We start from the raw sequence: 25,808 nt of genomic DNA on the forward strand, positions 1-25,808 counted from the left end.
AGGTGTGTATAAGAGACAGGTGCGGAGCCGGGGCGGCTCCGCGTGGGGTTCGTCATCGCGCGCCGCGGCGGCGCGCGATGACGGCGCTCAGTGCGCGTCGGGGTGGCCGTGCGCGAGCTTCGAGTGGTGTCGCGAGTACAGCGCATAGATCACCAGGCCGATCACGAGCCAGATGCCGAACGCGGCCCACGTGACGGGCTGCAGGTTCAGCATCAGGAACAGGCACGATGCGACCGCGAGGATCGGCACCACCGGCACGCCCGGGCAGCGGAACGCGCGCGGCAGCTCGGGGTGAGTGCGGCGCAGCACGAGCACGGCGATCGACACCATCGAGAACGCCGCGAGCGTGCCGATGTTGATCAGCTCGGCGAGCACGTTGAGCGGCACGAGCGCGGCGATCAGCCCGAAGAACAGGCCGACCAGCCAGGTGGTCAGGAACGGCGTCGCATAGCGCGGATGCACGCGCGACAGCGCGGCCGGCAGCAGCCCGTCGCGCGACATCGCGAAGATCACGCGCGTCTGGCCGTAGCTCATCACGAGGATCACGGTGAGCATGCCGAGCACCGCGCCGAGATCGATGAAGCCCGCGACCCACTTCTCGCCGGCGACCTGCAGCGCGTACGAGATCGGGTGCGAGATGTTCGCGTACTGGGCCGACGGCACGATGCCGGTCGCGACCGCGGCGACCGTCACGTACAGCACCGCGCACACCGCGAGCGACGCGATGATGCCGATCGGCAAATCGCGCTTCGGGTTCTTCACTTCCTCGGCCGCCGACGACACCGCGTCGAAGCCGATGAACGCGAAGAACATCACGGCGGCCGCGCCGAACACGCCGTTCCAGCCGTGCGGCATGAACGGCTTCCAGTTCGCGGGCGTCACGTGGAACAGGCCGACCGCGATCACCAGCAGCACCACCGACACCTTGATGAACACCATGATGTTGTTGATGCGGGTCGATTCGCGGATGCCGATCGACAGCAGCGTCGTGATCACGATCATCACGAGGAACGCGGGCAGGTTGAACCACGTGGTGACGCCCGGCACCGCGCCGGGCGCGGCCGTCAGCACGGTCGGCAGCGACAGCCCGAAGCCCTGCAGCAGCGACTGCAGGTAGCCCGACCAGCCGACCGACACGGCCGACGACGCGAGGCCGTACTCGAGCATCAGGTCCCAGCCGATGATCCACGCGACCAGCTCGCCGAGCGTTGCATACGAATACGTGTAGATCGAGCCGGCGACGGGGATCGTCGACGCGAATTCCGCGTACGACAGCGCGGCGAGGCCGCAGGCGATCGCGGCGATCACGAACGACAGCATCAGCGCGGGGCCGGCCTGGACGGCGCCGGTGCCGGTCAGCACGAAGATGCCGGTGCCGATGATCGCGCCGATGCCGAGGAAGGTGAGGTCGATCGCGCCGAGCGCTTTCTTGAGCCCGGCGGCTTGCGCACCGGCGATCATGCGATCGACGTTTTTCTTGCGGAAGAGAGACATTGCGGATGAATCGCCAGCGCGCGCAGGCACGGCGCGTTGACTGAGTGAAAACCCATAATTTTAGCTGATTTGGCGTGCAAGCCCCGCTGCGGCGCCGCGGTGCGCCGTGGAATCGTCCGATAAAACAAGCGCTTGCGCCCGGAGCGGGCGCGGTTGGGCGCGGCGCGGCGTGCGCCGCGTCGCGGGATCGGACGAATTCGAATGGGCCGGGGGGGGGCTCAGGCGCCGGCCGTGGGCGCCATGTCGACGAGCCGGTTGCTCATCACGTAGAACGTGAGTTCCGCGTTGTTGGACAGCCGCATCTTCTCGAGCAGCCGCGACCGGTACACGCTCACCGTCTTCACCGACAGCGACAGCGTGTTCGCGATATCGGTGAGCCGCTTGCCGGACGCGAGCATGCAGAGCGTCTGATATTCGCGATCGGACAGCTTCTCGTGCGGCAGCGGTTCGTTCTCGAACGACACGTATTCGGCGAGCGCCTCGGCCATCGCGGGGCTCACGTACTTGCGCCCGGCCGCGACCTGCTGGATCGCGCCGATCATCTGCGCGGCGTTGACCGTCTTCGACAGGTAGCCGGCCGCGCCGGCCTTCAGCGCGCGCACCGCGTACTGGTCCTCGCGGTACATCGAGAACATCAGCACCGGCGTGCGCGTCAGCTTGCGCTTGAGGCGCTTGAGCACCTCGATGCCGTTCGTGTCGGGCAGCGAGATGTCGAGCAGGATCACGTCGAATTCCTGCTTGTCGACGGCCGCCATCGCGTCGCCGCCGTTCTCGGCCTCGGTCACGTCGCGCGCGACGCCGCGGTCGATCAGCAACTGGCGGATCCCTTGCCGGACGATCGCGTGATCGTCCACGAGCAGGATGTTCAGGCTCATCGCGACCTCACGAAAGCGACGTGCGGCGTGCCGCGACGGGCACCGCGAGCAGCGAATCCCACGCGAAGCGCGCGGTGACGCGCGTGCCGCGACCGGTTGCCGGCGTGGCCGTCTCGAAGCTGCCGCCAAACGCCTCGCAGCGCGCGCGCATGCCGGCGAGGCCATAGCCGCTGCGGCGATTGCGCGCGAAACCGGTCCCATCGTCGGTGACACTCAGCGACAGGTGCGTGCCGTCGGTGACGATCCGCACGTCGACCGACGTCGCGCGGGCGTGTTTCGCGACGTTCGACAGCGCTTCCTGCGCGACGCGGAACACCGCGAGCGCGCCGGCGCCGGCGATTTGCGTAAGGCGCGCGTCGGCCGCGCACACGAAGCTCGTGCGCAGGCCGGTGCGCGCCGCATGGGTGTCGATCCACGACGACAGCGCGCCGACCACGCCTGCGTCGAGCGCCGGCGTGTCGCGCTCGTCGATGAGCCGGCGATTCGCGTCGGTCGCGGCGTCGAGCGCCTGCTGCGCCAGCGCCAGCGCGCGCAGGCAGCCTTCCGGCGCATCGGCCGGCAGCCACGTTTGAACGTTTGCGAGCGCGAAGCGGGCAGCGGTCAATTCGGCGCCGAGCCCGTCGTGCAGCTCGCCGGCCAGATGGCGGCGGGCCGCTTCGTCGGCGGCGAGCAACTGGGCGGAAAGTGCCGCGATCCGTGCGGCGGACGCGTCGCGTTTCGATGCGACGTCGGCCAGGGGCGAAGTCGCGGCGCAGCCGGGCATGCGCTGCCGCGACGGGAACGGGGCGTGGGCGCCCGAGGGCGCGTTAAGCGACGTATCCATGACTCTCCCTGCTGTCAGAAAGCGGTTCAGACACCGGCTGGTTGCGTGCACCGGCTGCCGTTTCGATGACGGTCGCCGCCAGAGAATCGCTCCATGCCGAGGTAACAAAAGTTACGTCTTGTAACACTTGCATCCGACCCTTCCACTCTCATCCGAACGGCAACCACGCGCGGCGAATAATATCTCAAAATTTCTGAAAAGGTCATGTCGGGCGGACATTTAAGGGTAAATGTGAATAATCGGAATGAACCTGTTGTAGGAAAAACACTGACACCCGAACACCGGGCGATGACGTATCCAAATGTAACTATTTGAGATGGAATGGTCCCAGTTTGTTACGAATTCGCCAAGTAGGGACGAAAAAAAACCGGAGCTTTCGCTCCGGTTCTTGATGCGGCACAAATTCGGGGATCGATCAGTCCACGAATGCGCGCTCGATCACGTAGTGACCCGGCGCGCTGTTCTTGCCTTCGACGAGGCCGGCCTGCTTCAGCAGGTCGGTCGTGTCCTTCAGCATCGCGGTGCTGCCGCACAGCATCACGCGGTCGTTTTCCGGCGAGAAGGCCGGCACGCCGAGATCCGTGAACAGCTTGCCCGTCGCGATCAGGTCGGTGATCCGGCCCTCGTTGTCGAACGCTTCGCGCGTGACGGTCGGGTAGTAGACGAGCTTTTCCTTGATGATGTCGCCCAGGTACTCGTGGCCCGGCAGGTCGTGCTTGATGTAGTCCATGTACGCGAGCTCGCCCTTCAGACGGCACGTGTGGGTCAGGATCACCTTGTCGAAGCGGTCGTAGATGTCCGGATCGCGGATGATCGACATGAACGGCGCGAGGCCCGTGCCCGTCGACAGCATCCACAGCGTCTTGCCCGGCAGCAGGTTGTCGGCGACCAGCGTGCCCGTCGGCTTCTTGCCGATCAGCACCGTGTCGCCCACCTTCAGGTGCTGCAGGCGCGACGTCAGCGGGCCGTTCTGCACCTTGATGCTGAAGAACTCGAGATGCTCCTCGTAGTTCGGGCTGACGATCGAATAGGCGCGCGCGAGCGGCTTGCCGTCGACTTCGAGGCCGACCATCGTGAATTCGCCGTTGTTGAAGCGCAGGCTCGCCTCACGGGTGCAGGTGAAGCTGAAAAGCGTGTCGGTCCAGTGATGGACGGATTGGACGGTGGCGGTGTCGTATTTGCTCATGGCTTTGAAAACGGACGCGCGTGGCGAACGCGTGTAACGGGCCCAAAAACGGGCAAAAAACCGAGTGCGACGGCCCGATCGCGGATCGGCCGGCCGGCGCGTCGGACACGCGCCTTCTCGATGACAGACGTTTGAGGAACTCGTTATTTTACCCTGTTGACGCGGATCGCGGGCTTGACCCCCGCGGCTGCGCGGATTTGGCGCAACAGATCCTTTCAACATGCTTTCCATGATCGGTCGCGCGTGTCGCGGCGAGTGCGGCGTGCTCCGGCAGCGCCGTGACTGGGGGCGCCGCGGGACCGCGGGCGTTACTGCGGATCGAGGCGCAGGCGCGCGATGTACGGCAGGTGGTCCGACAGCCACGCGGCTTCGCCGGACGGCGCACGCCATTCGAGCGGCGTCAGCCCGCGCACGAACATCTTGTCGAGCGCGAGCGCCGGCGAGAACGCGGGGAACGTGCGGCCCGATTCGCCGAGCAGCGTCGCGACCTCGGACAGCCCGATCTCGCCGAACAGCGCGACCGAATCGTTGCGCCAGTCGTTGAAATCGCCGGCGAGCACGAGCGGATCGTCGCCCGCGTTGCGCACGATCCAGTGCGCGATCCAGTGCATCTGGCGCAGCCGCGCGGCGCGCGTGAGCGCCAGGTGCGCGCACAGCAGCGTGACCGGGCGGGCGCCCGCGAGCGTCGCGCGGGCGACGAGCAGCCCGCGCCGCTCGAAGCGGTGCGCGGAGATGTCCCAGCGGCCGCCGAGATCGAGCGGATGCGGCGACAGGATCGCGTTGCCGTGCCGCCACGACGGCTTGAACACGTTCGGCCCGAGCGCGATCTGCCAGTCGAGCGCCTGCGCGATCTCGGTGGCCTGGCAATGCCACACGTCGTCGACCGTGTCGTCCATCGGCGCGCCGAAGCCCGGTGCGAGCATCGGGCGCGGCATGCGGCGCGCCATCGCTTCCTGCAGGAAATACACGTCGGCGTGGGTCGACTGCATCCAGTCGCGCATCGCGTTCCACGCGGTGAAGCCGAGCGGCGAGCGGCCCTTGTGCAGGTTCCAGCTGACGGCGGTGATTTCGTCGGGCGCGGCGTGCGGTTCGGCGAACGGCAGGGAGAGAGCGTCGGCGGACATGACGCTCAGTCCTTCGCGACGTGCGCGCGCACGCGGTACACGAGATGCGGATGCTGCTCGACGAGCGTCCAGTCGGTCCACGCCTCGCCGCCGACCGACAGACCGGGGTGGCTCGCGACGATTTGCCGCGGCGACGCGGGCACGCACGGATCGCCGCGCGTCGCGTTTTCGTCGTCGAGCGTTTCCTGCACGTCGAGCCCGAGCGACACGGTGTTCGCGTTGGCGTCGACGGCGAGCGGGGCGACCGTCACCGAGCGCGAGCGCTCGGTCGGCACGACGCGCGCGGCATTGCCGCAGCCCACCGGCACGGATGACGGATAGCGATGGGTATCGGTGCGGGACTGGCCCACGGTGGTGTTTTGCTGGAACGTGTCGATCGTCTGACCGTCGCGCACCACCTGGATTTCCCATGCGACGACGGCCGGCGCGGGGCTCTGCGCATGGGCGGCGAGCACGACGCTCGCAAGCAGGACGGCCAGGCCGTGTTTCAGCATGAAACGTCTCCGGAAACGCGGGATAGCGGGGAACGGACGCACATCTTACGCCCGATCGATTTCGGTCGCGATGTGACGGGACGCGCCGCGACGGGTTCGCAGCACGATGCGGTCCTGCTCGACAGGTAAGGACGCGTCATGCGTTTTCAAGCGAAAAAGCGCGCGAACTCGGCGACGCTCGCGCGCTCGGTGACGAGGCGGTTCTCGATCGCGTCGGGGTCCGCATGGCCGAGCGACATGCCGCAGTCGAGCCAGGCCCCCAACGTCATCACGCGGTCGAGCGTGAAGAACAGTGCGACCGGCGCATCGAAGAAACGGAAATTGCGCGCGTGCTGCGCATGCATGCGCGCCTTCTCGTCGCGGCCGATGTTCAACAGGCCGTACAGGTCCCAGCCGACCTTGCGGCGCCGGTCGATATACGGCGACACCCATTCGCGCGGGTAATAGTCGTATTCGGCGACGTATTTCTCGTCGCGCGCGGGATCGTCGTAGGCCGCGGTGAGCGCGGCGGCGAGCGCGTCGCGCGTGGCGCCCGTCGCGACGTACACGCGCCACGGCTGGATGTTGGTGCCCGACGGCGCGCGGCTCGCGGCTTCGAGGATCGCCTCGAGCGTGTCGCGCGGCACGGGCGTTGGCAGGAACGCGCGGATCGCGCGGCGCGACTTGAGCGCGGCGTCGACGGTATCGACGGAACGGATCGCATCGGCGTCGACGCGCGGGGAAGCAGTGGGGACGGACATCGGCAACTCTTCGGGCGAGGCGTCTGGCGCGGTGCGGGAGCAGCGTGTGCGCGGCGCGCGAACGCCAGCGGCGCGCCCGGCGCGAGCGTCGTGAACTGTCGATCATACGCCGCGGCGCACGACCGTGCAGCGCGGGCGCGCTGTTAGCAGCAGACTCCCCCGGCTGCTTGCTTGCACGGCGATGCGGGATCGCTACACTGAAATCGTAAGGGTCTGATGAGTATGTGACGGCAAGGCAGCGAGGTTGGTATGACGACGGCGATGGTGAAACAGGAACTGGCGGTGGCGTCCTTCAGCACGGTGTACGACCTCGAGCAGGTCGAGACGGCGCTGGGCGACCTGAACGAGAGCGCAAGCGACGCACTGCGCTCGACCTACGAGAAGATGCTCAAGACGGGGAATCTGCGCTTTTGCGTGAAGCCGAACCGGATGCCGTCGTTCGACGCGCTCGGCGAGGCGTTGCCGAATTTCGGCGAGCCGCTCGACGACGTGCGCAAGCAGATCGCGCTGTGTCTCGAAACGGACGACCGGCTCGAACTGATGCCGATCCTGCTGCTCGGGCCGCCCGGGATCGGCAAGACGCATTTCGCGAAGGCGCTCGCGCAACTGCTCGGCACCGCGTACCACTACGTGCCGATGAGTTCGCTGACGGCCGGCTGGATCCTGTCCGGCGCGTCGTCGCAATGGAAGAACGCGAAGCCCGGCAAGGTGTTCGACGCGCTCGTGAACGGCAGCTACGCGAATCCGGTGATCGCGGTCGACGAGATCGACAAGGCCGGCAGCGATGCGCAATACGATCCGCTCGGCGCGCTGTATGCGTTGCTCGAGCACGACACCGCGCGCGCGTTCGTCGACGAATTCGCGGAAGTGCCGATCGACGCGGGCAACGTGATCTGGATCGCGACCGCGAACGACGCGCAGGCGATTCCGGAGCCGCTGCTCAACCGGATGAATGTGTACGAGATCGCGCCGCCCGATGCGGCCGGCGCACGCCGGATCGCGCAGACGATCTACGACGAGATCCGCACGTCGCATGCGTGGGGGCGGCGCTTCCCCGAGACGCTCGGCGACGATGCGCTCGACGTGCTGGCCGCGACGCCGCCGCGCACGATGCGCCGCGCGCTGCTGCACGCGTTCGGCGCCGCGCGGCTCGACGGCCGCGACGCGATCGGGCCGGCCGACATCCGCGCCGACGAAGGCGCGGCGAAGCGCCGGCCGATCGGCTTCTGACGCGGCCACGCGCGCCCGGCCGCAGCGCGCGTGGCATTCGTCGCATTCGTGGCCGCATCGTTGTCTGCGCCACCGTCCGCATCGTCGCGACGCGATACGTCGGCGTTCGGCAAGCGGGCGAACCGGGACGTACAATTCTTCTCTCTCCCTTCGACGCGCGAGCAGCGCGAAAAGCCATGGAGCAGACGGATTGTGTCGTGATCGGCGCGGGTGTCGTCGGTCTGGCGATTGCGCGCGAACTGGCCGCGCGCGGGCGTGAAACGATCGTGCTGGAGGCGACCGACGCGATCGGTACGGGCACGAGTTCGCGCAACAGCGAGGTGATTCACGCGGGGCTTTACTATCCGCGCGGGTCGCTGAAGGCGATGTCGTGCGTGCACGGGCGCGACCTGCTGTACGAATTCTGCGAGACCCATCATGTGCCGCACCGGCGTACCGGCAAGCTGCTCGTCGCGACGAGCGCCGCGCAGGTGAAGCAGTTGAAGGCGATCGCCGCGCGCGCCGCCGAAAACGGCGTGCTCGACCTGCTGCCGCTCACGCGCGCCGAGGCGCAGACGCTCGAGCCCGCGCTCGAATGCGTGGAGGCGCTGTTCTCGCCGTCGACCGGCATCGTCGACAGCCACCAGCTGATGCTCGCGCTGCTCGGCGACGCGGAGCGCGACGGCGCCGTGTGCGCGCTGCACGCTCCGGTCGAATCGATCGACGTGCTGCGTGGCGGCCGCTTCATCGTGCGCACCGGCGGCGGCGCGCCGGCCGAGATCGACGCCACCTGCGTGATCAACAGCGCGGGGCTCGGCGCACAGGCGCTCGCGCGCCGCACGCGCGGCCTCGATCCGCGCTGGGTGCCGCCGCTTTATTTCGCGCGCGGCAATTATTTCAGCCTGTCGGGCCGTGCGCCGTTCTCGCACCTGATCTATCCGATGCCCGATCGCGCGGGGCTCGGCGTGCACCTGACGCTCGATCTTGGCGGGCAGGCGCGCTTCGGCCCGGACGTCGAGTGGTGCGATTCGCTGCGCTACGAGGTCGATCCGGCGCGCGCGGGCGCGTTCTACACGTCGATCCGCGCGTTCTGGCCGGGCTTGCCCGACGATGCGCTGCAGCCGGCGTACGCGGGCATCCGGCCGAAGCTCGCGGGGCCCGGCGAGCCGCCGGCCGACTTCATCGTGCAGGGGGCCGCGCAGCACGGCGTGCGCGGACTCGTGAACCTGTTCGGCATCGAGTCGCCGGGGCTCACCGCGTCGCTCGCGCTCGCGCAGCGGGTGGGCGACATGGTGTCGCGCGCGTGATGCGCGGCCCGCGTCCGTGCGGGCCGGCCGCGCGAAACCCGTGTGAAATCCCTTATCTCCGGCATTTCGGCGCGCACATTTATTCGCTTGGGCGTTATTCTGTCGAACGGCCGTCGCCAGAACGGCTTTCAAACCAATAACGTTGGAGCGAGTCCCCCTATGAAAGCAACCCGTCGGAGTTTCCTGATTACGAGTATTGGTGCCGTGTCCGCGCTGGCACTGTCGCGTGAAGCGCTGGCCGATGCGCCGATGCTGTCGGAAACCGATCCGACCGCGGCGGCGCTCGGCTACAAGGCCGATGCCACCAAGGTCGACAAGACGAAGTATCCGAAATACGCAGCGGGCCAGGATTGCGCGGCCTGCATGCTGTACCAGGGCAAGAAGGGCTCGACGTCGGGCCCGTGCGGCGCCTTCCCCGGCAAGCAGGTCGCGGCGAAGGGCTGGTGCAGCGCATTCTCGAAGATGGGTTGAGGCCGGTGCGGCATCGTGCGATGCCGCATTGTGGCGAAAACCGCAAAACGCTCGCTGTCGTTCGATGGCGAGCGTTTTTTATTGCTTGAAAACGGTTCCGGCGCTTTCTACACTCGCTGCACACCTGCGCGGCGCGGCATGCCCGCGCGCCGCGCCGCCCGACACGGCGAATTCACGAGGACGAGGCACGCATGGCGACGATTGCGAATTCAACGAAAACGATCCGGCCCGAGCGTGCGCTGAACCGGCGCGCGGTGGCGGCCGCCGTGATCGGCAATGCACTCGAGTGGTACGACTTCACGGTGTTCGGCTTCATGACGGTCGTGATCGCCGAACTGTTCTTCCCCACCTCCAGCGAATACTCGTCGCTGCTGCTGACCACCGCGACGTTCGGCGTCGCGTTCTTCATGCGCCCGATCGGCGGCATCGTGTTCGGGCTGTACGCGGACCGCGCGGGCCGCAAGGCCGCGCTGTCGCTCGTGATCCTGCTGATGACGGCCGGCATCTTCCTGCTCGCGATCGCGCCGCCCTATGCGGCGATCGGCATCGGCGGGCCGATCCTGATCGTGCTCGGCCGCCTGCTGCAGGGCTTCTCGGCGGGCGGCGAATTCGGCAGCTCGACCGCGCTGCTGATCGAAGCGGCGCCGTTCTCGAAACGCGGTTTCTACGGCAGCTGGCAGATGGCGAGCCAGGCGGCCGCGCTGCTGATCGGCGCGCTCGTCGGCGCGGCCGTCACGCGCGGGCTGTCGCACGACGCGCTGCGCAGCTGGGGCTGGCGCGTGCCGTTCGTCCTCGGGCTGCTGATCGGCCCGATCGGCTTCTACATCCGCCGCCATCTCGCCGATTCCGAAGCGTTCCTGCATGCGCAGCAGAACGCGCGCCGCGCGACGCTCGGCGAAGTGTTCACGCGCCACCCGCGCGAGGTGCTGTGCGGGCTCGGCTCGGTGATCGCGCTCACCGTGACGATCTACGTGCTGATCAGCTACCTGCCGACCTTCGCGGTGAAGCAGCTGAAGCTGCCGTATGCGGAATCGTTCTACGCGGTGATCATCGGCAACCTGCTGCTGATGGTGCTGTCGCCGATCGCGGGCGCGTGGTCGGACCGCATCGGCCGCAAGGGGCTGTCGCTGTGGTCGCTCGTGCTGACGCTCGCGCTGATGTACCCGCTGTTCGCATGGCTCGACGCGGCGCCGAGCATCGGGCGGCTGATCGCGGTGCAGGCCGTGCTGTCGGTGACGCTGGCAGGCTACTACGGGCCGTTCGGCGCGATGATCGCCGAGCTGTTCCCGGCCAACGTGCGCTCGACCGGGCTGTCGATCGCGTACAACGTCGCGGTGATGCTGTTCGGCGGCTTCGGCCAGTTCATCGTCACGTGGCTGATCAAGGTCACCGGCACGCCGCTCGCGCCGACCTACTACGTGATGGCGGGCCTCGCGCTGTCGATCGTCGCGGTCGCGTTCGTGCCCGCGCGCAGCGCCGACCTCGATGCGCCGGCGTGACGACATGACGATTTGAGGACGGTCATCGAATCGTTTCGCCAAACGCAATGATGTGATGCAGAACGCGGGGAAACGGTGTGTCGCCCCTTCGCGTTCGCACCCGAATTGTTTAGTCGTCGAACGAAACATGCCGCGAAATGGACGGAATTGTCGCTCGCGCGCGTGGTTGCATTTTTTACCCACACTAAAAATCGGCAAAAACCCGGCGGGCGTATAGAAGAGTTTTTTCTCCAGCTTGTTGCAGCATCGTTAGCTCAAGTAATATCCGCGTACGCCGGCTCCCTGGCGGGACCGGTTCCGATCTGGAGACCTGGAGGAAACATGGAATACAACCGTCTGTTGCACACCCTGCGTGTTACCGCCATGGCAGGCGTGGCAGCGGCATCGCTCGGCGTCGCGGGTTCTGCATTCGCACAGATCCCGAACAAAACGCTCGTCTACTGCTCAGAAGGCAGCCCGGCGGGTTTCGATTCCGCGCAATTTACGACCGGCGTCGACTTCACCGCCGCCACGTTCACCGTCTACAACCGCCTCGTCGAATTCGAGCGCGGCGGCACGAAGGTCGAGCCCGGCCTCGCCGAGAAGTGGGACGTGTCGTCCGACGGCAAGGTGTACACGTTCCACCTGCGCCACGGTGTGAAGTTCCATACGACCGACTTCTTCAAGCCGACGCGTGAATTCAATGCGGACGACGTCGTGTTCTCGTTCCAGCGCATGCTCGATCCGAACAATGCGTTCCGCAAGGCGTACCCGGTGTCGTTCCCGTACTTCACCGACATGGGTCTCGACAAGCTGATCACGAAGGTCGAGAAGGTCGATCCGTACACCGTGAAGTTCACGCTGGCCGAGCCGAACGCGCCGTTCATCCAGAACATGGCGATGGAATTCGCGTCGATCCTGTCGGCCGAATACGGCGACCAGCTGATGAAGGCCGGCCGTGCCGCCGACATCAACCAGAAGCCGGTCGGCACGGGTCCGTTCATCTTCCGCAGCTACACGAAGGACGCGACGATCCGCTTCGATGGCAATCCTGATTACTGGAAGAAGGGCGAAGTGAAGCTGTCGAAGCTGATCTTCTCGATCACGCCGGACCCGGGCGTGCGCGTGCAGAAGATCAAGCGCAACGAATGCCAGGTGATGAGCTATCCGCGCCCGGCCGACATCGCGACGCTGAAGGCCGATTCGAACGTCGACATGCCGTCGCAGGCCGGCTTCAACCTCGGCTACCTCGCGTACAACGTCGAGCACAAGCCGGTCGACAAGCTCGAAGTGCGTCAGGCGCTCGACATGGCGATCAACAAGAAGGCGATCCTCGAGTCCGTCTACCAGGGCGCCGGCCAGGCCGCGAGCGCGCCGATGCCGCCGACCCAATGGTCGTACGACAAGAACCTGAAGATGGCGGCCTACGACACCGCGAAGGCGAAGGCGCTGCTCGCGAAGGCCGGCTTCCCGAACGGGTTCGAGATCACGCTGTGGGCGATGCCCGTGCAGCGCGCGTACAACCCGAACGCCCGCCTGATGGCCGAGATGATCCAGGCCGACTGGGCGAAGATCGGCGTGAAGGCGAAGATCGTCACGTACGAGTGGGGCGAGTACATCAAGCGTGCGCACGCGGGCGAGCAGGACACGATGCTGATCGGCTGGACGGGCGACAACGGCGATCCGGACAACTGGCTCGGCACGCTGCTCGGCTGCGAAGCGATCAAGGGCAACAACTTCTCGCACTGGTGCTACAAGCCGTTCGACGAGCTGGTCCAGAAGGGCCGCACGACGACGGGCCAGGACGCGCGCACGAAGCTCTACACGCAGGCCCAGCAGATCTTCGCGCAACAGCTGCCGTTCTCGCCGATCGCGAACTCGACGGTCTACCAGCCGGTGCGCAAGAACGTGGTCGACATGCGTATCGAGCCGCTCGGCTATGCTCGCTTCGACGGTGTCGGCGTGAAGTAATACGGCCCGTATAAGCTGTCGCGAAGACCGGCTAACTCATCCGGCGGCGGGAGGCCAAAAGCTTCCCGTCGCCGGTCGCACATTTCCCACAAGAAAATACGAGACGCATCATGTTCAGATTCGTGTTGCGCCGCGTGGGGATGGTGATCCCGACTTTCATCGGCATCACCATCCTGGCGTTTGCGCTGATTCACCTGATACCGGGCGACCCCATCGAAGTGATGATGGGCGAGCGCGGCGTCGATCCCGCGATGCACGCAGAGGCGATGAAGCGCCTCGGGCTCGACCAGCCGCTGCCGCTGCAGTACCTCCACTACGTCGGCCGTGCGCTGCATGGCGACCTCGGCACGTCGATCATCACCAACACGAGCGTCGGCGGTGAATTCTTCGCGCGCTTCCCGGCGACCGTCGAACTGTCGCTGTGCGCGCTCGTGTTCGCGCTCGCGGTCGGTTTGCCGGCCGGCGTGATCGCCGCGCTGCGGCGCGGCTCGGTCATCGACCACGGCGTGATGGGCACCGCGCTCACCGGCTACTCGATGCCGATCTTCTGGTGGGGGCTGATCCTCATCATGGTGTTTTCGTCGTATCTCGGCTGGACGCCCGTGTCCGGGCGCATCGCGGTCGAATACGATTTCCCGCACCCGACTGGCTTCATGCTGATCGACGCGCTGCTCGCGCCGGACGAAGGCGCGTTCAAGTCGGCGGTGAGCCACCTGATCCTGCCCGCGATCGTGCTCGGCACGATTCCGCTCGCGGTGATCGCGCGGATGACGCGCTCGTCGATGCTCGAAGTACTGCGCGAGGACTACATCCGCACCGCCCGCGCGAAGGGGCTGTCGCCCGTGCGCGTGGTCGTCGTGCATGCGCTGCGCAACGCGCTGATCCCGGTCGTCACCGTGATCGGCCTGCAGATCGGCACGCTGCTTGCGGGTGCGGTGCTGACCGAGACGCTCTTTTCGTGGCCCGGGGTCGGCAAGTGGCTGATCGATGCGATCGGCCGCCGCGACTATCCGGTCGTCCAGGGCGGCATCCTGTTGATCGCGACGCTCGTGATCGTCGTGAACCTGGTCGTCGACCTGCTGTACGGCGTGCTGAATCCGCGCATCCGCCACACGAGGTAATCCCATGAGCAATCTGCAAAATACCCTGCCGACCGAATCCGCGCCGGCCGGCGGCCGTGCGCTCGCGCTGCGCGAGTTCTGGGCCAACTTCTCGCGCAACCGCGGCGCCGTCGGCGCGGGCATCGTCGTGATCGTGCTGATCGCAGTCGCCTTGCTCGCGCCGCTGATCGCGCCGCACAGCCCGGTCGAGCAATACCGCGACTACGTGAAGATTCCGCCCGCGTGGCTCGCCGGCGGCAACTGGCAGTTCATCCTCGGCACCGACGAAGCGGGCCGCGACATCCTTTCGCGGCTGATGTTCGGCGCGCGGATGTCGTTCTGGATCGGCTTCGTGTCGGTCGTGCTCGCGCTGATCCCCGGCATCGTGCTCGGGCTCGTCGCCGCGTTCTTCCAGAAGTGGGCCGACACGCCGGTGATGCGCATCATGGACGTGCTGCTCGCGCTGCCGTCGCTGCTGCTCGCGGTCGCGGTCGTCGCGATCATCGGCCCGGGCCTCACCAACACGATGTTCGCGATCGCGATCGTCGCGCTGCCGGCCTATGTGCGTCTCACGCGCGCGTCGGCGCTCGGGGAGCTGCAGAAGGAATACGTGACCGCGTCGCGCGTGGCCGGGGCCGGCACGCTGCGCCTGATGTTCTCGCAGGTGCTGCCGAACTGCACGGCGCCGCTGATCGTGCAGGCGACGCTCGGCTTCTCGTCGGCCATCCTCGACGCGGCCGCGCTCGGCTTCCTCGGCCTCGGCGTGCAACCGCCGACCGCCGAGTGGGGCGCGATGCTCGCATCCGCGCGCGACTACATCGACAACGCGTGGTGGATCGTGACGATGCCCGGCCTGTCGATCCTGATTTCGGTGCTCGCGATCAACCTGCTCGGCGACGGGCTGCGTGACGCGCTGGATCCCAAGCTGAAACGGATGGCATGACCATGACCCAGAACCTACTGACCATCCGCAATCTCGCGGTGAACTTCAACGGCCTGCCCGCGGTCGACCGGATCAACCTGTCGGTCGCACCGGGCGAGGTGGTGGGCGTCGTCGGCGAATCGGGCTCGGGCAAGAGCGTGACGATGATGGCGCTGATGGGCCTGATCGACGCGCCTGGCAAGGTGACGGCGGACGAAGTCACGTTCAACGGCGTGGATCTCTTGAAGGCGTCGCCGAAGTCGCGCCGCAAGATCGTCGGCAAGGACATCGCGATGGTGTTCCAGGACGCGCTGACGAGCCTGAACCCGAGCTACACGGTCGGCTACCAGATCAAGGAAGTGCTGAAGCTGCACGAAGGGCTGCGCGGCGACGCGCTGCACCGGCGCGCGCTCGAACTGCTCGACCAGGTCGGCATTCCCGATGCGAAGAACCGCATCGCGTCGTTCCCGCACCAGATGTCGGGCGGGATGAACCAGCGCGTGATGATCGCGATGGCCGTCGCGTGCAACCCGAAGCTCCTGATCGCCGACGAGCCGACCACCGCGCTCGACGTGACGATCCAGGCGCAGATCATGGATCTGCTCGTGAAGCTGCAGAAGGAGCGCGGGATGGCGCTCGTGCTGATCTCGCACGATCTGGCCGTGGTGTCGGAGGTCGCGCATCGCGTCGCGGTGATGTACGCGGGCGAGATCATCGAAACCAATCGCGTGCCCGACATCTTCCGCGCGCCGCATCATCCGTACACCGAAGCGCTGCTCGCGGCGATTCCCGAGCACAATAAGGGGGCGCGTCGCCTTGCCGCATTGCCCGGCATGGTGCCGGGCCGCGATGATCGCCCGTCCGGCTGCCTGTTCGCGCCGCGCTGCAAGTACGTGGTCGACGATTGCCGCAAGGCGCGGCCGGCGCTCGACACGCTGGTGCCGGCCAACGATGCGATGCGCGCGCGCTGCATCAAGCCGCTCAATGTTTCCAACCTCGACCTGACGGGAGGCGCACGATGAACGCAGTCCAGGATACGCGCCACGCGTCGCACGACGAGGACGTCCTGGTGGCCGACGGCCTCGCGAAGCACTACTCGGTGAAGCGCGGGATGTTCGGGCAGGGCACGGTGAAGGCGCTGAACGGCGTGTCGTTCTCGCTGAAGCGCGGCAAGACGCTCGCCGTCGTCGGCGAATCGGGTTGCGGGAAGTCGACGCTCGCGCGCCAGCTCACGATGATCGAAACGCCCACGTCGGGCAGCCTGACGATCGACGGCAAGAACGTGGCCGGCGCGAGCCGCGACACGGTCGCCGACCTGCGCCGCCGCGTGCAGATGGTGTTCCAGAACCCGTTCGCGTCGCTGAACCCGCGCAAGACCGTCGAGCAGACGCTCGCCGAGCCGCTCGAGATCAACGCGAACCTGACGGCCGCCGAGCGCGCCGCGCGCATCGCGCAGATCATGCGCACGGTCGGCCTGCGGCCCGAGCACGCGAAGCGCTATCCGCACATGTTCTCGGGCGGCCAGCGCCAGCGCGTCGCGATCGCGCGCGCGATGATCCTCGATCCGCGCATCGTCGTCGCCGACGAGCCGGTGTCCGCGCTCGACGTGTCGATCCAGGCGCAGATCCTGAACCTGTTCATGGATCTGCAGGAGCAGTTCAAGACGAGCTACGTGTTCATCTCGCACAACCTGTCGGTGGTCGAGCACGTCGCGGACGACGTGATGGTGATGTACTTCGGCAGCGTCGCCGAACTCGGCGACAAGGCGACGATCTACGCACGGCCGCGCCATCCGTACACGCGGGCGCTGATGTCGGCGACGCCGGCGATCTTCGAGGAAGACCGCCGCGTGCAGATCAAGCTGCAGGGCGAACTGCCGTCGCCGCTCAATCCGCCGTCGGGCTGCGCGTTCCACCAGCGCTGCCCGTACGCGGTCGAGCGGTGCCGCGTCGAGGAGCCGCAATTGCGCGAAGTGGACGGCCGGCGCGTGGCCTGCCATCGCGCCGAGGAGGTAGGGGAGGCGAATGCCTGAAGCGTTGGCGGCGCGCGTGTCCGGCGTGCGCCGTGTGGGGACCGGCAGTGCGCGCGTGATGCGCGCGTACCGCTACGCGCGGCGCTGGAGCGTGCGTACCGTCACGGGCGCGGCGCTGGCCGGCGCGTGCGCGGCGGCCAGCGTCGTGGTCTCCGTCGAACCGGCGCGCGCCGAAGGGCGTGCGCCGGCGACTTCGCCGATTCATCCGTCGCAGGTCCCGCCGCCCGGCATGAGCCTGCCGGGCTTCCATGCGCCGGCCGTCTCGGACGGCACGGTGTCGCGCGGCACCGTGCGCGTGCAGCCGGCGCGCATGCCGTTTTACGTCGCGACCAAGGGCAAGGTCACGCTCTACGTGCTCGGCACGCTGCATACGGGCGATCCGTCCGATTACCCGAGCGCGCAGCCGTTCCGGCCGCGCATCCTCGCGGCGCTCGCCGCGTCGCCGACGCTCGCGCTCGAGCTGTCGCCCGACGATCTGCTCGAATCGCAGGACGACGTGTCGAAATACGGCGTGTGCCGCTATCCGTGCCTGCAGCGCCTGCTGCCGGAGCCGCTGTGGCAGCGGCTCGCGGCGCGCCTGCGCGGCAACCCGGCCGCGCTCGCCGAGATTCGCAAGATGCGGCCGTGGCTCGCGGCGCTCGTCGTCGAGACCTACGATTCGCTGTCCGCCGGCCTGCAGACCGAATACGGCACCGAGGCGCAACTGCAGAACGTGTTCCTGAAGAAGAAAGGCGGCCGCGTGATCGGGCTCGAGACGCTCGCCGAACAGATGCGCGCGTTCACCGGGCTGACGCTGGCCGAGCAGCGCGAGATGCTCGCGCAGGACATGGTGCAGACCCCCGCGCAGAACGCCGACGACATCAAGGCGCTGCACCGGCTGTGGCGAATTGGCGACGCCGATGCGATTTCCGCGTGGGCGGTCGCGAAGAGCGAACGGCTTGCCCGTTCGAAGGCGTTGTCGGCGTCGCTCGACAACAAGATCGTGTACGAGCGCAACCGGCGCTTCGTTGCACGGATGACGGCAATCGCCGCGCCGAACCGGCCGCTGTTCGTCGCGATCGGCGCGCTGCATCTGGGTGGCCCGCGCGGCGTGCTCGAATTGTTGCGCCAGCAAGGATACCGGGTCGACGCGAACTGATCGCGCCCGGCTGCATGCGCTGATCGTCCCCTGTTTGATCGACGTCGCGCGCGCCGCGCGCCGCGCCTGCACGGCGGTGTCGGTCGATAAGGAAAACCCTTGAATCGTCGGAAAATAGCGTTTAAAACGATTGACATCCCGTTCGGCCGATATCTATTCTTCACCCCACAAGTTGAAAAAATGAAAAGAATAGATAAGTTCTACGGGGTAGCAGAAATAAAGCGCGGGGTGAGCGTCGCCGGCACGTGAAACGCGTGCCGGCCGCGGAGAGTCTGCATGCACGGCGGGGCCAATCGTCGTCGAACAACACATGCATGCAGGCCGACTTGCACATAAGCGACGTTCCGTCGTCTGACCGGGGAAGGCAGTGATCGGGCGGCGGCGGACGTTTTTTAATCCGGAATGTTTTTCCGGTCACCGTCGAAAGACGGTTTCGGGGGGTGAATCGACAGACGGCGAAGCCGCACCGATTGCACCAACGGAAAAGCGCCACGAGGGCGCTTTTTTCTTTGGTGCGACGAAAACGTGCGGGGCGCGGGCAAGGCGCCCGCTGCGGCGTTACGCGCCTTCGTCGGCCTGCAGCGCGCCGGGCGCGACGACGTCGACGCCGGCGGCTTCGAGCGCCGCGCGGATCCGCTTCGCGAACGCCAGCGCATGCGGCCCGTCGCCATGCAGGCAGACGGTCTGCGCATTGAGCGGCACCCATTCGCCGCTCAGCGCGCGCACCTGCCGGTTGCGCACCATGTCGAGCGTGCGCGCGAGCACCGCGTCTTCATCGTCGATCAGCGCGCCGGGCAGGCTGCGCGGCACCAGCGAGCCGTCCGCGCGGTAGCCGCGATCGGCGAACACCTCCTCCACCGCCGCGAGCCCCGCCTGCCGCGCGGCGGCGATGAACACGCTGTTCGCGAGCCCGAACACCGCGAGCGACGGATCGAAGTCGTGGATCGCCGACACCACCGCGTCGGCGATCAGCGGATCGCGCGCGGCCTGGTTGTACAGCGCGCCGTGCGGTTTCACGTGCGCGATGCGGCCGCCCTCGGCCTGCGCGATCGCCGACAGCGCGCCGAGCTGGTACAGCACGCCCGCATAGATGTCGCCGGCCGGCAGCTGCATTTCCTTGCGACCGAAATTCTCCGGATCGTGAAAGCTCGGGTGTGCGCCGATCGACACGCCTTTCTGCACGGCCCAGCGCACGCAGTCGCGCATCGCGTTCGCGCCGCCTGCATGCCAGCCGCATGCGATGTTCGCCGACGTGACGAGGTCGAGCAGCGCCTCGTCCGATCCGCATCCTTCGCCGAGATCGGCATTCAGATCGATTTCCATGATGTTCCTCGTCCACTGGTTGCGTGGCGCGTCTTTCGTTGCTGCTTCCGCCATTGTCACGCCGCGCGCGATTGGGCGCGGCGGCGCGCTTCCTCGCGCATCTCGATCGCGACGTCGATCTGCCGCAGGTACGCCCGTTCCGCGATGAGGGCGGCGCGCGCGGCGTCGGGCGTCGTGCGCACGAAGCGGATCGGCAGGTTGAGCCGCGCCTGCGCGAGCTTCCACAGGTCGGCGCGGATCACCGTGCCGATCTTCGGATAGCCGCCGGTGGTCTGCGCGTCGTGCATCAGCACGATCGGCTGGCCGTTCGGCGGCACCTGGATCGTGCCGGGCAGCACCGCGTGCGACAGCAGCTCGACCGGGCGCGCGCGCACGAGCTCGGCGCCGGCGAGCCGATAGCCCATCCGGTTGCTGTTCGCGGTGACGAGCCATTCCTCGTCCCAGAACGCCTGCTGCGAATCGGCCGCGAACGACGCGTAGTCGGGGCCCGGCAGCACGCGCACGGGCATCGCCCATGGTGCATGCGCGGGGCGGTGACGGCGCGGCGGCTCGTCGACGCGCACGAACGCGCACCATGCCGGCGCCTTCACGCCGAATTCGGGCGCATCGGCCGCGAGGCAGCCGGCGCCGGCCGGCGGCACGCCGACCGGGAGCCGGTCGCCGTCGCGCAGCGTGCGGCCGCCGAGGCCGCCGAAGCGCGACGCGAGATCGGTGCTGCGCGAGCCGAGCATCGGCAGCACGTCGATGCCGCCCGCGATGCACAGGTAGCCGCGCATGCCGCGTTTCGCGGCCGGCAGCACGAGCGTCTGCCCGGCGGCGACCGGCAGGCTCCACCACGAATGAACGGGCTTGCCGTCGAGCGTTGCACCGAACTCGGTGCCGGTGATCGCGATGCGCGTGGCGCGCGTGAAGCGGAACGTGGCGGGGCCGATCGTGATTTCGACGGCCGCCGCGTCGGGGCGGTTGCCGACGAGTCGGTTGCCGACTTCGAGCGCGAGGCCGTCGAGCGCGCCGCCCTGCGCGACGCCGAGATGGCGCGTGCCGCGGCGGCCGAGATCCTGCACGGTCGACAGCGGGCCGGCCCGCACGACCTCGATGGTGCCCGGTGCGTGGTTCTGGGTCATCGTGCGTCGACTCCGGCAATGGTGAAGCGCACGCGGTCGCCGGGCAGCAGCAGCGTCGGCTGGGGCCGCGCCGGATCGAACAGCACCTGCGACGTGCGGCCGATCAGTTGCCAGCCGCCGGGCGACGTGGCCGGGTAGATGCCCGTCTGCGCGCCGCCGATGCCGACCGAGCCGGCCGGCACCTCGAGACGCGGCGCCGCGCGGCGCGGCGTGTGCAGCGACGCGTCGAGGCCGCCGAGATACGCGAAACCGGGCTGGAACCCGACGAAGAACACGACGTAGGCGCCGGCCGCGTGGCGCGCGACGACCTCGTCGGCCGACAGGCCCGTGTGGGCGGCGACGGCAGCCAGGTCGGGACCGGCGGCACCGCCGTACTCGACCGGGATCTCGACCTCGCGGCCGTCCGCGTGCTCGACGTCGGCCGTCTCCCACGCGTCGCGCAGCGCGGGCGTGAGCGACTCGGCCGTCGCGGCGAGCGCGTCGAACACGATGGTCAGGTTGTTCATGCCGGGAACGACGTCGATCACGTCGGGCCACGCGCGCGCGGCCTCGGCCACGGCCCAGACGCGGCGCTGGCAATCGAGCGTGGCGGGCGGCGGCACCTCGCAGACGAGGGCGGCATCGCCGAGCGGATAAATGCGGGGTGGCGTCATCGGACTGGCACGGTTCGGACGGCAATGTTAGCGCACATTGTCAATAAAATATCGACAACTTCTCAATAAGCGTTTTCGCCTAGCTCGCCGGCCGGGGCTTCTGGCGTACACTCGGGCACATCCTGTCATCCGGCTTGCGCCTGTCCATGAAGCGTCCTGCGACCAAGATCGTGTCATCCGAACACCTCGTTTCCGATTCGAGCGCGGAGCTGTCGGAGCTCGAATACGGGCTCATCATGGCCGGCAATGCGTTCAACCGCTGGATGGTGCGCTGCATGTCGGCGGCCGGCGCGAAGGACATGACGGCGGTCGAGGTTTCGCTGCTGCATCACGTCAGCCATCGCGAACGCAAGAAGAAGCTCGCCGACATCTGCTTCGTGCTCAATATCGAGGATACGCACGTCGCGACCTATGCGCTGAAAAAACTGATCGCCCGCGGCTATGTGAAGAGCGAGAAGAACGGCAAGGAAGTGTTCTTCTTCGCGACCGACGCGGGCCGCGACCTGTGCCTGAAGTACCGCGAGGTCCGCGAGCATTGCCTGATCGAGACGCTGAAGGACAGCGGCCTCACCAACGAGCAGATCGGCGACGCGGCGCAGTTGCTGCGCCACGCCTCGGGCCTGTACGACACGGCCGCGCGCGCGGCGGCATCGCTGTAAACGATTGCGGCAACGGTCGGGCGCGGCGACGCGCTCACGGGCAGGCGGCGACGAGCGCGGCGCCGCGCGCGGCATTATCCGGCGGCCGGGTAAAGCGCGCCGTCGGTGACGATCCAGCGCAGCGCGAGATCGTGCGCCTCGGCCGGCAGCGCATCGACGCGGCACGCTTCGTACGCGATGCCGACCGTCACGGGCAGCGTGTCGCCCGGCCACGCGGCGAGCGTGCGGTCGTAGTAGCCGCCGCCGTAGCCGAGCCGGTAGCGCTGCGGATCGAATCCCACACAGGGAATCAGCAAAAGATCGGGCACGACGACGATTCCCGACGCCGGTTCGGGAATCCGGTGATGACCTTCGCGCATCGGCGTGTGCGCGTCCCATGCGTGGAACGCGAGCGGCGTGTGACGCTCGCCGATCACCGGCAGCGCGGCGCAGTGGCCGGCCCCTGCCGCGCACCATGCGAGCACCGCATCGCGCGCATCGAATTCGCCCGGCAGCGGCCAGTAGAATCCGACCGTGCGCGGCGCGAGACGGTCGAGCAGCATGCGCAGCCGCGCGTCGAGCGCGGCGTTCGCGGCAGGTTGCGACGCGGCGTCGCGACGGGCGCCGGACAGCGTTTTGCGCAGCGCAACCTTCGGGTTCGGCACAGGGTTGCGTGCTATGCTTTCGCTCACTTCGTGCTCCATTCAAAACGATGTCGAACAGCCTTTTCCGAGTATATCGCGCGGTCGCGCTGGCGCTTTCCGCCGCCGCGCTCGTCGCGGGCACGGCCGCATGTGCCGCACCGAACGACGACACGCTCGCCGGGGATGACCAGATCTTCGTGCAGCTTCGCGAAGCCGCACGCCGCAACGACGCCGCGAAGGCCGCGCAGCTCGCGTCGATGATCCCGAACTATCCGGTGCCGTCCTACGTCGAGTATTTCCAGATCAAGCCGCAGCTGTTCGATTCGACGGGCCGTGCGCGCGTCGATGCGCCGGACGCGCCCGTGCGTCGTTCCTGCAGCGCTACGATGGCCAGGCGATCGCGGATCGCCTGCGCAACGACTACCTGCTCGTGCTCGGCGCGCGGCACGACTGGCGCAATTTCGACGACCAGTACAAGCGCTTCGTGCTCGACGACGACACGCAGGTCAAGTGCTATGCGCTCGAATCGCGCGCGGCGCGCAACGAGAACGTCGCCGACGCGGCGCGCGCGCTGCTCGTCGAGCCGAAGAACTACGGCGATGCATGCGTGGACCTGATCACCGCGCTCACCGTCAACCAGCAGTTCACGAGCGACGACGTGTGGCAGCAGGCGCGCCTCGCGTACGAGCAGAACTACACGACGCTCGGCGGCAAGATCGTCGACGCGCTCGGTCCGCGCCCGGTCGGCTTCGACCAGGCGACGAGCGCGCCGCCGCTGTATCTCGCGCGCGGCGTCGGGCCCGACGCCGCGTCGCATCAGCTCGCGCTGATCGCGCTCGGCCGCATGGCGCGCAACGATCCGGACGCCGCCGCCGGGATGCTGACGACGGTCGCGCCTTCGCTCACCAAGCAGGAACAGGCGATCGCGTGGGGCGCGATCGGCTACCAGGGCGCGATCAAGCGCTCGCCGATGGCATCGGTCTGGTATGCGAAATCGGCGAACGCGCCGCTGTCGAACCCGGGCTACGAATGGCGCACGCGCGCCGCGCTGCTCGCCGGCAACTGGCCGATGGTGCGCTGGTCGATCGAGCAGATGCCGCCGTCGCTGCGCAACGATCCGGCGTGGATCTACTGGCATGCGCGCGCGCTCAAGCAGAGCGGCGACACGCTGCAGGCGAACCAGGAATTCGAGCAGGTCGCCGGCCAGTTCAACTTCTACGGGCAGTTGGCCGGCGAAGAGCTCGGCCAGCGCACGACGATCCCGCCGCGCACGAAAGTGAGCGATGCCGAGATCGACGCGATGGGCAAGATCCCGGGCTTCGCGCTCGCGCAGCGCTTCTATGCGCTGAACCTGCGCCTCGAAGGCAATCGCGAATGGAACTGGCCGCTGCGCGGGATGACCGATCGCCAGCTGCTCGCGGCCGCCGAATACGGCAAGCGCGTCGAGCTGCTCGACCGCACGGTCAACACCGCCGACCGCACGAAGGCCGAGCACGACTTCACGCTGCGCTATCCGTCGCCGTACCGCACGACCGTCGAGCGCTATGCGCAGTCGACGGGCCTCGACGTCGAGTGGGCGTACGGGCTGATCCGCCAGGAATCGCGCTTCATCATCAGCGCGCGTTCGTCGGTCGGCGCGGGCGGCCTGATGCAGCTGATGCCGGCGACGGCCCAGATGGTCGCGAAGAAGCTCGGCATGGGCACGATCTCGCGGGCGCAGATGCACGACATCGATACCAACATCCAGCTCGGCACCTGGTATCTGGCGGACATCTACAACAACTTCGACAGCTCGCCGGTGCTCGCCACCGCCGGCTACAACGCGGGCCCGGGCCGGCCGCGCCAGTGGCGTCAGGTGTTGACGCAGCCGGTCGAAGGCGCGATCTTCGCGGAGACGATTCCGTTCAACGAGACGCGCGACTACGTGAAGAACGTGCTGTCGAACACCGTCTACTACGCGGCGCTCTTCGAGGGCAAACCGCAGTCGTTGAAGAAACGTCTAGGCATGATCTCGCCCTGATACACGAACTGCCGCGCGAGACGCGGCAGTGTTCTTTTTAGGACCCGAACATGGATCGCCAGACCGTTGCGCTGCTGGGCGGCACCGGCTTCATCGGCAGCCGGCTCGTCAATGCGCTGATCGATGCCGGCAAGCAGGTGCGGATCGGTACGCGGCGGCGCGAGCACGCGCGCCACCTGCAGATGCTGCCGGTCGACATCGTCGAACTCGACGCGCTCGATACGCGCACGCTCGCGCGCTTCGTCGCCGGCGCGCACGCGGCGATCAACCTGATCGGCGTGCTGCACGGCGGCCGCGGCACGCCGTACGGGCCGGGTTTCGCGCGCGCGCACGTCGCGCTGCCGGCCGCGCTCGCGACGGCCTGCACCGAGGTCGGCGTGCGGCGCCTGCTGCACATGAGTGCGCTCGGCGCCGATCCGCACGGCGCGAGCATGTACCAGCGCTCGAAGGGCGACGGCGAAGCCGCGCTGCATGCGGTCGCGGCCACCGATTCGCTCGCGCTGACGATCTTCCGTCCGTCGGTCGTGTTCGGCCCCGGCGACGCATTCCTCAACACGTTCGCGAACCTGCAGCGCACGGTGCCCGTGCTGCCGCTCGCGATGCCCGACGCGCGCTTCCAGCCGGTATTCGTCGGCGACGTGGTGCGCGCGTTCGTCAACACGCTCGATCTCGCGGGCGCGCACGGCAAGACCTACGAACTCGGCGGCCCGACCGTCTACACGCTCGAGCAACTGGTGCGCTATTGCGGCACGCTGGTCGGCCGGCAGGCACGCATCGTGCGGCTGCCCGACGCGCTTGCGCGGCTGCAGGCGAGCGTGTTCGAATGCCTGCCGGGCGAACCGGTGCTCACGCGCGACAATCTCGCGACGATGTCGGTGCCGAACGTGCTGTCGGGGCCGCTCGCGCCGGAACTCGGGCTCTCGCCCGCGAGTCTCGAAAGCATTGCGCCCGCGTATCTCGGCGACGCGGCCAGGCGCTCGCGGTTCGACTGGTTCCGCTCGCGTCGCTAATACCCGCGGGGCGCCGCCGGCCGGCGCTTCTT

The 25,808-nt window shown here is 67.8% G+C and carries 23 protein-coding genes and 1 pseudogene; 13 read left to right on the forward strand and 11 right to left on the reverse strand.

The features are described from left to right. Positions 1-87 precede the first annotated feature (87 nt). From H0X91_RS06980 to H0X91_RS07010, 7 genes are all read right to left on the reverse strand, one after another. Positions 88-1,494: an amino acid permease gene (locus H0X91_RS06980; protein ID WP_006492936.1), complete on the reverse strand. Its 1,407-nt coding sequence runs from the start codon at positions 1,492-1,494 to the stop codon at positions 88-90. A 218-nt stretch (positions 1,495-1,712) separates the two neighbouring features. Next, the gene (gene rqpR, locus H0X91_RS06985) at positions 1,713-2,369 is read right to left on the reverse strand and encodes a response regulator transcription factor RqpR (protein ID WP_006477530.1); all 657 of its coding nucleotides are present in this window, start codon (positions 2,367-2,369) and stop codon (positions 1,713-1,715) included. 7 nt (positions 2,370-2,376) lie between these two features. After that, positions 2,377-3,192, reverse strand: coding sequence for a quorum system sensor histidine kinase RqpS (gene rqpS / locus H0X91_RS06990; protein WP_043204981.1), 816 nt, complete (start codon positions 3,190-3,192; stop codon positions 2,377-2,379). A gap of 415 nt (positions 3,193-3,607) precedes the next feature. Then, a complete protein-coding gene (locus H0X91_RS06995) occupies positions 3,608-4,378 on the reverse strand; it encodes a ferredoxin--NADP reductase (RefSeq protein ID WP_006482027.1) in 771 nt (256 codons plus the stop codon). Positions 4,379-4,686: 308 nt separating this feature from the next. Then, entirely contained in the window at positions 4,687-5,502 is an 816-nt protein-coding gene (locus H0X91_RS07000; protein ID WP_006482036.1) for an endonuclease/exonuclease/phosphatase family protein, read from the reverse strand. A 5-nt stretch (positions 5,503-5,507) separates the two neighbouring features. Beyond that, entirely contained in the window at positions 5,508-5,996 is a 489-nt protein-coding gene (locus H0X91_RS07005) for a hypothetical protein (RefSeq protein WP_006482033.1), read from the reverse strand. A gap of 146 nt (positions 5,997-6,142) precedes the next feature. Continuing rightward, positions 6,143-6,736: a nitroreductase family protein gene (locus H0X91_RS07010; RefSeq protein ID WP_196432925.1), complete on the reverse strand. Its 594-nt coding sequence runs from the start codon at positions 6,734-6,736 to the stop codon at positions 6,143-6,145. A 249-nt stretch (positions 6,737-6,985) separates the two neighbouring features. Between H0X91_RS07010 and H0X91_RS07015 the strand changes: the two genes are divergently transcribed. The 10 genes from H0X91_RS07015 to H0X91_RS07060 all read left to right on the forward strand — a co-directional run bounded on the left by H0X91_RS07015 (position 6,986) and on the right by H0X91_RS07060 (position 18,364). Further along, the gene (locus H0X91_RS07015) at positions 6,986-7,966 is read left to right on the forward strand and encodes an AAA family ATPase (protein WP_006495523.1); all 981 of its coding nucleotides are present in this window, start codon (positions 6,986-6,988) and stop codon (positions 7,964-7,966) included. Positions 7,967-8,142: 176 nt separating this feature from the next. Then, positions 8,143-9,252: an NAD(P)/FAD-dependent oxidoreductase gene (locus tag H0X91_RS07020; RefSeq protein WP_006489140.1), complete on the forward strand. Its 1,110-nt coding sequence runs from the start codon at positions 8,143-8,145 to the stop codon at positions 9,250-9,252. 159 nt (positions 9,253-9,411) lie between these two features. Beyond that, positions 9,412-9,723, forward strand: coding sequence for a high-potential iron-sulfur protein (locus H0X91_RS07025; RefSeq protein ID WP_012492346.1), 312 nt, complete (start codon positions 9,412-9,414; stop codon positions 9,721-9,723). A 191-nt stretch (positions 9,724-9,914) separates the two neighbouring features. Then, positions 9,915-11,222 carry an MFS transporter gene (locus H0X91_RS07030; protein WP_006489148.1) on the forward strand — a complete coding sequence of 436 codons (1,308 nt, stop codon included), beginning with the start codon at positions 9,915-9,917 and terminating at the stop codon, positions 11,220-11,222. Between the two features lie 321 nt (positions 11,223-11,543). Beyond that, the gene (locus H0X91_RS07035; protein ID WP_006489145.1) at positions 11,544-13,172 is read left to right on the forward strand and encodes an ABC transporter substrate-binding protein; all 1,629 of its coding nucleotides are present in this window, start codon (positions 11,544-11,546) and stop codon (positions 13,170-13,172) included. Between the two features lie 110 nt (positions 13,173-13,282). After that, on the forward strand, positions 13,283-14,293 hold the full coding sequence (locus tag H0X91_RS07040) for an ABC transporter permease subunit (RefSeq protein ID WP_006489147.1): 1,011 nt from the start codon (positions 13,283-13,285) through the stop codon (positions 14,291-14,293). Positions 14,294-14,297: 4 nt separating this feature from the next. Then, positions 14,298-15,215 carry an ABC transporter permease subunit gene (locus H0X91_RS07045; RefSeq protein WP_006489141.1) on the forward strand — a complete coding sequence of 306 codons (918 nt, stop codon included), beginning with the start codon at positions 14,298-14,300 and terminating at the stop codon, positions 15,213-15,215. Positions 15,216-15,217: 2 nt separating this feature from the next. Beyond that, positions 15,218-16,216, forward strand: a complete 999-nt coding sequence (locus tag H0X91_RS07050) for an ABC transporter ATP-binding protein (RefSeq protein ID WP_034201243.1) — start codon at positions 15,218-15,220, stop codon at positions 16,214-16,216. Next, a complete protein-coding gene (locus H0X91_RS07055; protein WP_006489146.1) occupies positions 16,213-17,226 on the forward strand; it encodes a peptide ABC transporter ATP-binding protein in 1,014 nt (337 codons plus the stop codon). Before H0X91_RS07050 ends, H0X91_RS07055 begins: the two co-directional genes overlap by 4 nt. Next, positions 17,219-18,364, forward strand: a complete 1,146-nt coding sequence (locus H0X91_RS07060; RefSeq protein WP_006492839.1) for a TraB/GumN family protein — start codon at positions 17,219-17,221, stop codon at positions 18,362-18,364. Before H0X91_RS07055 ends, H0X91_RS07060 begins: the two co-directional genes overlap by 8 nt. A 558-nt stretch (positions 18,365-18,922) precedes the next feature. Here H0X91_RS07060 and pxpA read toward each other — a convergent pair. The 3 genes from pxpA to pxpB are packed head-to-tail and all read right to left on the reverse strand — an operon-like array spanning position 18,923 to position 21,464. After that, entirely contained in the window at positions 18,923-19,687 is a 765-nt protein-coding gene (gene pxpA, locus H0X91_RS07065) for a 5-oxoprolinase subunit PxpA (protein WP_006483671.1), read from the reverse strand. A 56-nt stretch (positions 19,688-19,743) separates the two neighbouring features. Continuing rightward, entirely contained in the window at positions 19,744-20,811 is a 1,068-nt protein-coding gene (locus tag H0X91_RS07070; protein ID WP_034201245.1) for a biotin-dependent carboxyltransferase family protein, read from the reverse strand. Continuing rightward, complete coding sequence (gene pxpB, locus H0X91_RS07075) at positions 20,808-21,464, reverse strand: 5-oxoprolinase subunit PxpB (RefSeq protein ID WP_006483176.1); 657 nt, start codon at positions 21,462-21,464, stop codon at positions 20,808-20,810. The genes H0X91_RS07070 and pxpB overlap by 4 nt, the downstream gene beginning before the upstream one ends. 146 nt (positions 21,465-21,610) lie before the next feature. Between pxpB and H0X91_RS07080 the strand changes: the two genes are divergently transcribed. Then, entirely contained in the window at positions 21,611-22,123 is a 513-nt protein-coding gene (locus H0X91_RS07080; protein ID WP_006483173.1) for a winged helix DNA-binding protein, read from the forward strand. A 74-nt stretch (positions 22,124-22,197) separates the two neighbouring features. On the opposite strand, the gene H0X91_RS07085 is transcribed toward H0X91_RS07080, so the two are convergent. Next, complete coding sequence (locus tag H0X91_RS07085) at positions 22,198-22,806, reverse strand: 5-formyltetrahydrofolate cyclo-ligase (protein ID WP_062884264.1); 609 nt, start codon at positions 22,804-22,806, stop codon at positions 22,198-22,200. Between the two features lie 8 nt (positions 22,807-22,814). On the opposite strand from H0X91_RS07085, the pseudogene H0X91_RS07090 reads away from it, so the two are divergent. Both H0X91_RS07090 and H0X91_RS07095 read left to right on the forward strand, forming a co-directional pair. After that, positions 22,815-24,766: pseudogene (locus H0X91_RS07090) on the forward strand (transglycosylase SLT domain-containing protein). A 50-nt stretch (positions 24,767-24,816) separates the two neighbouring features. Beyond that, positions 24,817-25,776, forward strand: a complete 960-nt coding sequence (locus H0X91_RS07095; RefSeq protein ID WP_006495513.1) for a complex I NDUFA9 subunit family protein — start codon at positions 24,817-24,819, stop codon at positions 25,774-25,776. The last annotated feature ends 32 nt before the right edge of the window (positions 25,777-25,808 follow it).

This window comes from Burkholderia sp. 9777_1386, from assembly GCF_015712265.1.
Taxonomy (GTDB): Bacteria; Pseudomonadota; Gammaproteobacteria; order Burkholderiales; family Burkholderiaceae; genus Burkholderia; species Burkholderia cenocepacia.